Raw genomic sequence first — 11,869 nt, 5'->3', positions numbered from 1 at the left:
TCCCGGTCGGCACACCGGGGCGGGTGGCACGCTGGTGCCCGGCGGCGCGGCGCGCGCCGCCACGAACGGGCGAGACGGAGGCAGGGACATGGCAGCACCACGGGTCGTCGTGGTCGGGGGCGGGTACGGCGGGGCGCGGGTCGCCTCGCTCCTGGACGACGTGGCGGACGTCGTGCTGGTGGAGCCCAAGGACGCGTTCGTGCACGCCTCCGCGGCGCTGCGGGCGGCGGTCGACCCGGTCTGGGAGTCGCGGGTGTTCTTCGGCTACGACCGGCTGCTCGAGCGCGGGCACGTCGTGCAGCAGCGCGTCGAGCGCGCCACGTCCAGCGGGGTGCAGCTCGGCGACGGCACGAGCCTCGACGCCGACTACCTGGTGCTCGCCACGGGCACCTCGTACCCGTTCCCCGCGAAGTTCATCGAGTCGGACACCGGCGTCGCGCGGGCGCGCCTCGCCCGGATGCGCGACGGCCTCGCGCGGGCCGAGCGCGTGCTCGTGGTGGGCGCCGGCGCGGTCGGGCTCGAGCTGGTGGGCGAGCTGCTCGACGCCTACCCGCACCTGGCGGTCACGGTCGTGGACCAGGCCGACGACGCGCTGACCTCCGAGGACTACCTGCCGGAGCTGCGCGCCGCCGTCCGGGACCAGCTCGACGGCCGGGTGCAGTTCCTGTTCGGGTCCCGCCTCGGGTACCTGCCGCCGGTGGACGTCGGGGTGCACGAGCCGTTCGTCGTCGACACCGAGGCCGGCGAGCGCGTCGAGGCGCAGATGTGGTTCCGGTGCTACGGCAACCTGCCCGCGAGCGACTACCTGGCCGGCGTCCGCAACGGGCTCGGCGAGGTGCGGGTGGACGACACCCTCGCGCTGACGGGGTTCCCGACGGTGTTCGCGGTCGGCGACATCACCGACGTGCGCGAGTCGAAGCGGGCCTCCGCGGCGCGCGACCACGCCGCGGTGGTCGCGGCGAACATCCGGGCGCTCGTCGAGGGCGGCACGCCCTCGGCGGCCTACACCCCGGCGCCCGAGCGGATCGTGCTCCCGCTGGGCCGCACCGGGGGCGCCTCGCAGGTCGTCGACGAGGCCGGCGCGCACCGCATCCTCGGGGCGGAGGAGACGAGCCGCATCAAGGGCGCCGACCTGTACTCGTCCGCCATGGCGGAGCTGTTCGGCTGACGGCGGGGACGCCGCGCGGGGTCAGCCCCGCGCGGCGAGCCGGCGGCGGCGCAGCCGCGTCCACACGAACCGCACGACGATGACCACGATCGCCGCGTACACGGCGTAGTTGATGTAGTCGGAGTAGTGGCCGACGTCCTCCCACTGCTCGCCGAGCACGTAGCCCGAGACCACCAGGGCCGAGTTCCACACGGCGCTGCCGAGCGCGGTGTAGACGAGGAACCGGACCTGCGGCATCCGCTCCAGGCCGGCCGGGACGGACACCAGCGACCGGACGACCGGGACGCAGCGCCCGACGAGCACCGCCGCGCCGCCGTGCCGGACGAACCACGACTCGGCGCGGTCGAGGTCCTCGACCTCCATGAGCGGGATCCGCTCCAGCCACCGGCGCAGCCGCTCCCGGCCGAGCCAGACGCCGAGGCCGTACAGCACCCAGGCGCCGGCGACCGCGCCGACCGTGGCGCCCACCACCGCCCAGCCGACGTGCATGTCGCCCTGGCTGGCCACGTAGCCGGCCACCGGCAGCACGACCTCGGACGGGATCGGCGGGAACAGGTTCTCCAGCGCCACCAGCAGGCCGACGCCGGCGGGTCCGAGCGCCTCGACGACGCTCACCACCCAGCCGGCCAGCCCGGTCAGCTCGGGCGAGGACGCGGGCGCGGCGGCGCGGGCGGCCAGGGCGAGGGCGGTGTCCATGGCCCCCGATGGTCGCACGGCCCGACGTCACGGGCCCGCCGGGGCGCGGCGGCGCGGGCGGCGTGCACAGGTCGTGCACACCACCCGCACACCGCCGTCAGGCCCGCGTGAGGACCAGCCCGGTGCCGCCGTCCGGCGCGCGCGTCACGCGCACCGTGTCGCCGTCGTGCACCTCGCCCGCGAGCAGCAGCCGCGCGAGCTTGTCGCCGATCTCGCGCTGCACCAGCCGGCGCAGCGGCCGGGCGCCGTACGCGGGGTCGAAGCCCTCGATCGCCAGCCACTCGCGCGCCGCCGGGTCGACGTCGAGCGTGAGCCGCCGGTCCCGCAGCCGCGCCGCGAGCGACGCGACCTGCAGGTCGACGATCCGCCCGATCTCCTCGAGCGACAGCGGGTCGAACAGGACGATGTCGTCGAGCCGGTTGAGGAACTCCGGCTTGAACGCGGCGCGCACGGCCTCCATCACGCCCGCCCGCCGCTGCTCGGGGTCGAGCAGCGGGTCGACGAGGTGCTGCGAGCCGAGGTTCGACGTCAGCACCAGGATGACGTTCCGGAAGTCGACCGTGCGGCCCTGGCCGTCCGTCAGGCGGCCGTCGTCGAGCACCTGCAGCAGGATGTCGAAGACCTCGGGGTGCGCCTTCTCGACCTCGTCCAGCAGCAGCACCGAGTACGGGCGCCGGCGGACGGCCTCCGTGAGCTGACCGCCCTCCTCGTAGCCGACGTACCCCGGGGGCGCCCCGATGAGGCGCGCGACGGAGTGCCGCTCGGCGTACTCGGACATGTCGATCCGGACCATGGCGCGCTCGTCGTCGAACAGGAAGTCCGCGAGCGCCTTGGCGAGCTCGGTCTTCCCGACGCCCGTCGGGCCGAGGAACAGGAACGACCCGGTGGGCCGGTCGGGGTCGGCGATGCCCGCGCGCGACCGGCGGACGGCGTCGGAGACGGCCGCGACCGCGGCGCGCTGCCCGATGAGGCGCTCGCCGATGACCTCCTCCATGCGCAGGAGCTTGGCGGTCTCGCCCTCCAGCAGGCGGCCGGCGGGGATGCCGGTCCACGCGGCGACGACCTCGGCGATCTCGTCCGGGCCGACCTTGTCCGCGATCATCGGCGCCTCGACGCTGCCGGTCTCCTCGGCGCGCTCCCGCTCCTCGGCGGCGGCGATCTCCTGCTCCACGGCCGGGATCTCGCCGTACTGGAGCCGGGCCGCGCCCGCGAGGTCGCCCTCGCGCAGCAGGCGGTCCGCGGTGGAGCGCAGCTCGTCGAGGCGGGCCTTGAGGTCGCCGACCAGGTTGTGCCCGGCCTTCTCCTTCTCCCAGCGAGCGGTCAGCCCCGCGAGCTCCTCGCGGCGGTCCGCCAGGTCGGCGCGCAGCTTCTCGAGCCGCTCGCGCGAGGCCGGGTCGTCCGCCTCGGACAGCACGACCTCCTCCATCTCCAGCCGGGTCACGGCGCGCTGGAGCTCGTCGATCTCGACCGGGGAGGAGTCGAGCTCCATCCGCAGGCGGGACGCGGCCTCGTCCACCAGGTCGATCGCCTTGTCGGGGAGCTGCCGGCCGGTGATGTAGCGGTCGGACAGCGCGGCGGCGGCCACCAGGGCGGCGTCCGAGATCGTCACCTTGTGGTGCGCCTCGTAGCGCTCCTTGAGGCCGCGCAGGATCGCGACGGTGTCCTCCACGGACGGCTCGCCGACGAAGACCTGCTGGAACCGGCGCTCCAGGGCGGGGTCCTTCTCGATGCGCTCGCGGTACTCGTCCAGCGTCGTGGCGCCGACGAGGCGGAGCTCCCCGCGGGCCAGCATCGGCTTGAGCATGTTGCCCGCGTCCATCGCGCCCTCGCCCCCGGCGCCCGCGCCGACGACGGTGTGCAGCTCGTCGATGAACGTGACGACCTCGCCCTCGGACGAGGTGATCTCCTCCAGGACGGCCTTGAGGCGCTCCTCGAACTCGCCGCGGTACTTGGCACCGGCGACCATCGCGGCGAGGTCCAGCGACACGAGGCGCTTGCCGCGCAGGGACTCCGGCACGTCGCCCGCGACGATGCGCTGGGCGAGGCCCTCCACCACGGCGGTCTTGCCGACGCCCGGCTCGCCGATGAGGACGGGGTTGTTCTTGGTGCGGCGGGACAGCACCTGGATGACGCGGCGGATCTCGGCGTCGCGGCCGATGACCGGGTCGAGCCTCCCGTCGCGGGCGCGCTGCGTGAGGTCGACGCCGTACTGCTCGAGCGCCTTGTAGGTGCCCTCGGGGTTCGGGCTCGTGACGCGCGCGGACCCGCGGACGGACGGCAGCGCGGCGGCCAGCGCGTCGCGGGAGGCGCCCTGCGCGCGCAGGGCGTCGGCCACGCCGGACTGCCCGGCGGCCAGGCCGAGCAGCAGGTGCTCGGTGGAGACGTAGTCGTCCCCGAGCGTGCGCGCCTCCGCCGAGGCGGCCTCGATCGCGGTGGCCGTGGCGCGGGAGGCCGTCGGCTGCGCGACGGACGAGCCGCTCGCGGCGGGCAGGCCGACGAGGATGGCGCGCACGGCGCGGCCGAGCGCCTGGCGGTCGGCACCGACCGCGTCGAGCAGGCCGTTCGCTACGCCGCCCTCCTGGGCGAGCAGCGCGTTCAGCAGGTGGGCCGGCTCGAGCTGCGGGTTCCCCGCGGCGGCCGCCTGCTGGATGGCGTCGCCGATGGCCTCCTGCGACTTGGTGGTGAGCTTCGCGTCCATCGTTCCCCTCCGTGCGTGGCGTCCGGACGTCCCGGTCGGGCCGCCGCGTGCCTCCGGTGCAACCCGGTCGAAGTTGAGCCTATTCCGCTCAACTCTGCGCGTCGAGCAGTCGGGGCGCCGGTGCGGGGCGGTACGACACCGCGCGCCCGGGCACCGCCCGCTCGTGACTGCCGTCACGCCGTGTCATGACACTGACAGCCGTCATCACGTGTTGTGACGATGTTCACGTCCCGGTGGGCCGCGGGTCGCGGCCGGGCGGCGCGCGCCCCTCGTGCGTGACCAGCGCCTCCGCGAGCCGTCCGGAACATCCTCGATGTCGGAACTGCCGGACCTCTGATCTGCGCATATCCGGACATACCGGTCGGGCAGCGCGTGATCCACGTCACATCACGGGTCCCAATCGGCCCGGGCGAGTTGCGCTCGGGCGCTGCCGCGCAACAGGCTGAGTGCACTCCCACGAGGGGCACCACCGACTCACAGGAACGACCCCGACGCCACGTCGCCACCCGTCCGAACGGGTGACACCCGTCACGCCCGACCGCCGTCCCCAGTCACAGCGGAGGCCCTCCCCGCCCCGCTGCCCCCGTCCTCCGCCGCGTCACCGTCGCCGCTGGCTCCACCCCTCCAGCGCCGAGGTGAGCGATGTTCATCTTCATCCTGCAGATCCGGCACATGCTCGACGACCAGGCCGAGCTGTACCTCTTCACCGTCTTCTCCGGCCTCGTGTGGGCGCTCTGGCTGCTCAAGGTCGGCCTGTCCCGCCGGTACCGCCCGTGGTTCGCCGAGCACCACGAGACCACCAGCGTCGTCGTCCCCGTCGTCGACGAGCCGCTCGACCTGTTCCGGGACGTGCTGAGCCGGGTCACCGAGCAGCACCCCGACGAGGTCATCGTCGTCATCAACGGCAAGCGCAACCCGGGCCTCGAGCAGGTCTGCGAGGAGTTCGCGCCGCTCGTGCGGTGGGTCCACACCCCGATCCCGGGCAAGCGGAACGCCGTGAAGATCGGCACCGAGATGTCCCGGTACGACGTCACCGTGCTGCTCGACTCGGACACCGTCTGGACGGCCGGCACGCTGTCGGAGCTGGTCAAGCCGTTCGCCGACCCCAACGTCGGCGGCGTCACCACCCGGCAGCGCATCCTCGAGCCGACACGCTCCTGGATCACCCGCTGGGCCGACTGGCTCGAGAACTCGCGCTCGCTCTACTCGATGCCCGCGCAGTCCGTCCTCGGCCAGGTCGGCTGCCTGCCCGGACGCACCATCGCGTTCCGCCGGCACATCCTCATGGAGGTCATGCACGACTTCATGACCCAGCGGTTCATGGGCGTGTTCCTCGAGGTGTCCGACGACCGCACGCTGACCAACCTCACGCTCAAGCAGGGCTACCGGACGGTCTACCAGCACACCAGCCTCGTCTACACCGACGCCCCGCTGCAGGTGAAGAAGCTGTTCAAGCAGCAGCTGCGCTGGGCGCGCGGCAGCCAGTACAACACCCTGCGGATGCTGCCGTGGATGCTCGGCCACGCGCCCGTGCTCGCGGTGTTCTTCCTGGCCGACATCGTGCTGCCGTTCCTGCTCGTCGGGACGATCGCCGGCTGGGTGTACCGCTCGGTCAGCGGCACCGGCGTCAACCTCTACGAGGCGATGCTGGCGACCTACGGCGCGCAGGCCGGCTGGTTCTGGGTCATCGCCCTGATGGTCGTGTCGTCGGTGCTGTCCATGGCGATCCGGCAGATCCGGCACCTGCAGGAGGTCCCGAGCGACTTCTTCCGGCTCCCGGTCTTCATCATCGTCTCGACGTTCTTCCTCATGCCGGTGCGGCTGCTCGGGTTCCTGCGCATGGCGCACGCCTCCGGGTGGGGCACCCGCGCCGGTGCCTACGCCGGCGGCGACCCCGGCACGGCCGAGGACGACGGCGACCACCGCCCGTCCCTCGAGGCGGAGCTCGGCCTGATGTCGCAGCCGGCGCCCGTCGACGTGGTGGACCGGGGCGGGCTTCCCACGCAGCGCGACCACGGCTCCGGCCCGGGCGCGCCGGTGCACGCCGTCGCCGGGCACGGCGGCCTGCTGGCCCAGGCCGACGCGACCGCCCCGCTGCCCGCCGTCTCCGCGGCACCCGCACGGCACGCCGCGCCCGCGGCGGCACCCGCGGCGGCACCCGTCGCGGCCGGCCGCCGCGAGGCGCGCACCACCCCGACCGCACCCGCCCGCCGACGGCTCAACCCGCTCGCGGCGATCCCGTACGGCATCGCCGTGATCCTGTTCGCCCTGGAGGCGCTGCTCTATGTCTGACGCACCGACCACCCCCGCCGCGCCGACGGGCGCCGCCTGGTGGGCACCGACCATGGGCCGGATGACCGTCCGCGCCCGCATCGCCACCGCGGCCGTCGTCGCCGGCCTGCTCGCCGTGACGCTCGTGGTGTGGAACACGCCCGCGGTCTCCTCGCTCGTGGGCGCCGACGAGTCCGACGCCGCCGAGCCCACCGCCGCCGAGCTCGCCCTCCAGCGGCGCAACGCCGAGCTCGAGGCGCAGCTCGAGACCAGCCGCTCCCAGTCCGACGCCCTGCGCGACGTGCTGTCCGACGAGCAGGCCGCCCGCAAGAAGGGCGAGCAGGACCGCGCCGCCGCGCAGGCCGAGCGGGACGCCCGGGGCGACTCCGCCGGCAGCGGCTCCGGCTCGGGGGGCTCGTCGCGCTCCGGGTCCTCGGGGTCGTCCGGGTCGGGGTCGTCGGGTCGCTCCGGCGGCACCGCGGCGGCCGGGGGGACCGCCGCCGCACCGGCCTCCGGGTCCGCGGGCGACCAGCCCGCCAACCCCGCGCCGCCCCGGCCGGAGAACCCCGCCGCCCCGCCGGAGAAGCCCACCAAGCCCTCCGCCCCCAGCCGCGCCGCGCTGCTCGACCCGGACCAGCGCTACTTCGGGATGTACACCGAGCAGGCGCCGTTCAACTGGGCGACGTTCGACGACGCCGCGCAGGACGTCGGGCGCACGCAGGACATGGTCGGGTACTTCGGCGGCTGGGACGAGGACTTCCGCGCGAACGCCGTGACGCGCGCCTGGGAGCGCGGCATGCTGCCGATGCTCACCTGGGAGTCCCGGCCGATCGGGTCGAAGAACGACGTCGTCGAGGAGCCGGAGTACAGCCTGCCGAAGATCATCGCGGGCGACTTCGACGCCTACCTCACGCAGTACGCCCGCGACATCGCGGCCACGGGGCTGCCGCTGGCGATCCGCCTGGACCACGAGATGAACGGCGTCTGGTACCCGTGGTCCGAGCAGACCGGGTCCGGCGCGCCGATCAACGGCAACGGCGTCGGCGACTACGTGCGGATGTGGCAGCACGTGCACGACGTCTTCGAGGCCAACGGCGCGAACGACTACGTGATCTGGGTGTGGGCGCCGAACATCGTCAACAACCTGCCCGCCGCCCACCAGTCCCCCGCGTTCCTCGAGGCCCTGTACCCCGGTGACGCGTACGTCGACTGGGTCGGCGTCTCCGGCTACCAGCGGCCGCCCTACAAGGCGGAGAACGACTCGACGTTCTCCTACACGTTCGACCGGACGCTCGACCAGCTCCGCTCGATCACCGACAAGAAGATCCTGCTCGCCGAGGTCGGCGCCTCCGAGATCGGCGGCACCAAGCCGGCCTGGGTGCGGTCGTTCTTCCAGGGGTTCGACCCCGGGCGCAACGACGACGTGATCGGCTTCGCGTGGTTCAACCTCGCCGTCACCACGTACGTGGACGGCCAGCTCGCGACGAACGACTGGCGCGTGGACTCCCGGGCGAACAGCCTCGAGGCGTTCCGCACCGGGCTCGACGACCCGGCGCGCCGGTTCGGGGGCGAGCCCACCGGCGCGGCGGCGACCGCCACGGCGTCACCCGACGCCCAGGCCCGGGCCGCGACCGCGGCACCGTCCGCGACGCCCTCGCCGACCGCCGAGCCGGAGCCCGGCCCGGACCCCACCCCCGAGCCGACGACCGCGCCGACCACCGCGCCGACCACCGAGCCCGAGCCGACGCCCGAGCCCACGCCGAGCACCACGCCCACCCCGGCGGCGACCCCGTGACCCGCCGCACCGCCCGCACCCGCCCGCCGCGCCCCACCGTGAGGAGCACCGCCATGCACGACTCCGCCCTCTCCGCCGCCGCCCTCTCCGCCACCGCCGACACCGAGGCGCTCCCCGAGCCCTCCGCCGGTGACGCCCCGCTGCGCATCAGCGTCTTCGGCACCGGGTACCTCGGCGCCACCCACGCAGTCGCCATGGCCGAGCTCGGGTTCGAGGTGCTGGGCGCCGACACCGACGCCGGCAAGGTCGAGGCGCTGGCCGCCGGCAAGGTGCCGTTCTACGAGCCCGGGCTCGACCCGCTCCTGGAGAAGCACCTCGCGACCGGGCGCCTGCGGTTCACCACCGACCTGGCGGCCGCCGCGGCGTGGGGCGACGTGCACTTCATCTGCGTCGGCACCCCGCAGATGCGCACCAGCCACGCGGCGAACCTGTCCTACGTGGAGTCCGCCGCCACGACGATCGCCCGCAACCTCACGCGCCCGGCCCTGATCGTCGGCAAGTCGACCGTCCCGGTCGGCACCGCCGCCCGGCTGCGCACGCTCGTGGCCGAGGAGGCCCCCGCCGGCATGCCGGCCGAGCTGGTGTGGAACCCGGAGTTCCTGCGCGAGGGCAAGGCCGTGGAGGACACGCTGCACCCGGACCGCATCGTGCTCGGCGGGCCGTCCGCCCGGGCCGAGGCCACGCTGCGGCAGGTCTACGCCGGGCCGATCGCCGAGGGCACGCCCGTCGTCGTCACGGACCTGCCGACCGCGGAGCTCGTGAAGGTCAGCGCGAACGCGTTCCTCGCCACCAAGATCTCGTTCATCAACGCGATCTCCTCGGTGTGCGAGGCGGCCGGGGCCGACGTCACCGTGCTGGCGGACGCGCTCGGCCACGACGTGCGCATCGGCCGCCAGTTCCTCGACGCCGGGCTCGGGTTCGGCGGCGGCTGCCTGCCGAAGGACATCCGCGCCCTCATGCACCGGGCGAACGAGCTCGGGGCGTACCGGGCGTCCGCCCTGCTGCAGCAGGTCGACGAGATCAACATGGGCCAGCGCGAGCGGGTGCTCGACATGACCGTGCAGGCCTGCGGCGGCTCCGTTCTCAACCGCCGGATCGGCGTGCTGGGCGCGGCGTTCAAGCCGCACACCGACGACGTGCGGGACTCCCCCGCCCTCAACGTCGCCGCGGCGCTGCACCTGCGCGGCGCCCAGGTCACGGTGTACGACCCGGAGGCCGGGGACACCGCGCGACGGTCGTTCCCGACGCTGTCCTACGCCACGTCGGTGGACGAGGCCGTCGAGGGCACGGACGTCGTGCTGGTGCTCACCGAGTGGGACCAGTTCGTGCAGGCCGACGCCGAGCACCTCGCCGGGCTCACCGCGACGCCGCGCGTCATCGACGCCCGCGGCAAGCTCGACCCCGCGCGGTGGCGCGGCGCCGGCTGGGAGTTCGCCGGCCTCGGGCGGACCGCCGCCTGACGGGGGTCCGGCGGGGGCGCCCCGGCGGCCGCGGCGCGGGAGGGCGCGCCGCGCTGCCGGGGCGCCCTTCGCGCGTGTGGGTGCCGGCTGCTTCGATGGGCCCGTCGGGGCGACGCGGCGCCGCCCCCGAGCCTCGCGGAGGACGACATGAGCGTGCACGAGCGGCCCTGGGCGGACGGCACTCCCTGCTGGGCGCAGCTGAGGGTCCCCGACCTCGAGGCGGGGCGCCGGTTCTACGGCGACCTGCTCGGCTGGACGTTCGACGTCGGCCCGGCCGAGACGGGCTTCTACAGCCAGGGCCTCGTGGCCGGACGGCCCGCGGCGGCGCTGGGCGGCGTCATGCCGGGCGGCGAGGACGAACCCGTCGCGTGGCTGACCTTCCTCGCGACGGCGGACGCCGCCGCCACCCAGGAGCGGGCCGTGGCGTCGGGCGCCCGGGTGCAGGTGCCGGTGGCGCCGGTCATGGACTTCGGCTCGATGGCGGTGCTGACGGACCCCGCGGGGGCGACCGTCGCGCTCTGGCAGGCCGGCCGGACCCTCGGGGCGACCGTCGTGAACGAGCCCGGCGCGATGATCTGGAACGAGCACCTGTCGGCGCACCCCGCCGAGGCCCGCGCGTTCTACCGGGCGGTGTTCGGCTACGGGGTCACCGACATGAGCGCGCCCGGGTTCGAGTACGCGACCGTCGAGGTCGACGGCCGGCCGGTCGGCGGCATCGGGGGCGGCGCCGACGCCGCGTCCTGGGAGGTGTACTTCGCCGTGACGGACACGGACGCGGCGACCGAGCGGGCCGTGCGGCTCGGCGGCGCCGTCGTGTCCCCGGCCTCGGACACGACGTACGGGCGGCTCGCCGGGGTCACGGGACCGTTCGGGGAGCGGTTCTGGCTCATGTCGACCGACGAGGAGCCCAGCGCGCCCGCCGCGTGAGGGCCGCCGACGCGCGGGACGCCACGTCCGGCGGGCGCGGCTACCCTCGACGCCGTGCCGACCGATCCGACCCCGTCCTCCGCAGGGCCGCCCGACACCGGCCGGGCGGGCGACGCGTTCCGGCAGGCGAAGAAGGTCGCCGGGCAGCCCGTGCGCACGTTCCACCCCCGCCGGGCGACGCTCGGGGAGCGGCGCGCGGACGCGCTCGAGCGGCTCTGGCCCCGGTACGGCGTCTCCGTGCACGACCCGGCGCTCGGGCTGCCGCCCACGACGGACGCGGGGGCGCTCGACGCCCCCGCGCTGTTCGGCCGCACCGCGCCGCTGGTCCTGGAGATCGGCTCCGGCATGGGCGACGCGACCGCCGCGATGGCGGCCGCCGACCCCGACCGCGACTACCTCGCCGTCGAGGTGCACCTGCCCGGGGTCGCGAACCTGCTCGTGCTGCTGGAGGAGCAGGGCCTCACCAACGTCCGGGTGGCGCACGGCGACGCGCTCGACCTGGTGCGCCGGGTCGTCGCGCCCGGGTCGCTCGCCGCGGTGCACGTGTTCTTCCCCGACCCGTGGCCGAAGGCCCGGCACCACAAGCGCCGGATCGTCGCGCCCGAGCACGTCGCGCTGCTGCGGAGCCGGCTGGCGATCGGCGGCGTGCTGCACTGCGCGACCGACTGGGAGCCGTACGCGGAGCAGATGCTCGAGGTCGTCGCCGCCGACCCGGGCCTGACCAACGAGCACGGCGGCTACGCCCCGCGGCCGGAGCACCGCCCGGTCACGCGGTTCGAGCGACGGGCCCTCGCGGCCGGGCGGACCCCGCGGGACGTGGTCGCGACGCGCACGTCCTGAGCACCGCCCCGGCC

General features: G+C 74.9%; 8 protein-coding genes. 6 read left to right on the top strand and 2 right to left on the bottom strand.

Going from position 1 to position 11,869, the window contains the following annotated elements; translation table 11 throughout:
• The first annotated feature begins 88 nt into the window (after positions 1 to 88).
• Positions 89 to 1,168, top strand: a complete 1,080-nt coding sequence (locus P9841_RS14040) for an FAD-dependent oxidoreductase (protein ID WP_283319267.1) — start codon at positions 89 to 91, stop codon at positions 1,166 to 1,168.
• Between the two features lie 21 nt (positions 1,169 to 1,189).
• Here the strand turns inward: P9841_RS14040 and P9841_RS14035 are convergent, their stop codons facing one another.
• Positions 1,190 to 1,864, bottom strand: a complete 675-nt coding sequence (locus tag P9841_RS14035; protein WP_283319266.1) for a DedA family protein — start codon at positions 1,862 to 1,864, stop codon at positions 1,190 to 1,192.
• 97 nt (positions 1,865 to 1,961) lie between these two features.
• The gene (gene clpB, locus P9841_RS14030) at positions 1,962 to 4,562 is read right to left on the bottom strand and encodes an ATP-dependent chaperone ClpB (protein WP_283319265.1); all 2,601 of its coding nucleotides are present in this window, start codon (positions 4,560 to 4,562) and stop codon (positions 1,962 to 1,964) included.
• Between the two features lie 642 nt (positions 4,563 to 5,204).
• Between clpB and P9841_RS14025 the strand changes: the two genes are divergently transcribed.
• From P9841_RS14025 to trmB, 5 genes are all read left to right on the top strand, one after another.
• Positions 5,205 to 6,854, top strand: a complete 1,650-nt coding sequence (locus tag P9841_RS14025) for a glycosyltransferase family 2 protein (RefSeq protein WP_283319264.1) — start codon at positions 5,205 to 5,207, stop codon at positions 6,852 to 6,854.
• Between the two features lie 61 nt (positions 6,855 to 6,915).
• The gene (locus P9841_RS14020) at positions 6,916 to 8,628 is read left to right on the top strand and encodes a glycoside hydrolase family 26 protein (RefSeq protein ID WP_283319263.1); all 1,713 of its coding nucleotides are present in this window, start codon (positions 6,916 to 6,918) and stop codon (positions 8,626 to 8,628) included.
• A gap of 53 nt (positions 8,629 to 8,681) precedes the next feature.
• On the top strand, positions 8,682 to 10,088 hold the full coding sequence (locus P9841_RS14015; RefSeq protein WP_283319262.1) for a UDP-glucose dehydrogenase family protein: 1,407 nt from the start codon (positions 8,682 to 8,684) through the stop codon (positions 10,086 to 10,088).
• Positions 10,089 to 10,235: 147 nt separating this feature from the next.
• The gene (locus P9841_RS14010; RefSeq protein WP_283319261.1) at positions 10,236 to 11,015 is read left to right on the top strand and encodes a VOC family protein; all 780 of its coding nucleotides are present in this window, start codon (positions 10,236 to 10,238) and stop codon (positions 11,013 to 11,015) included.
• 54 nt (positions 11,016 to 11,069) lie between these two features.
• Entirely contained in the window at positions 11,070 to 11,855 is a 786-nt protein-coding gene (trmB, locus tag P9841_RS14005; RefSeq protein ID WP_283319260.1) for a tRNA (guanosine(46)-N7)-methyltransferase TrmB, read from the top strand.
• Positions 11,856 to 11,869: the final 14 nt, after the last annotated feature.

It is taken from the genome of Cellulomonas sp. ES6 (assembly GCF_030053835.1).
Lineage (GTDB): Bacteria > Actinomycetota > Actinomycetes > Actinomycetales > Cellulomonadaceae > Cellulomonas.
This window is presented reverse-complemented; position numbering and strand designations above follow the sequence as displayed.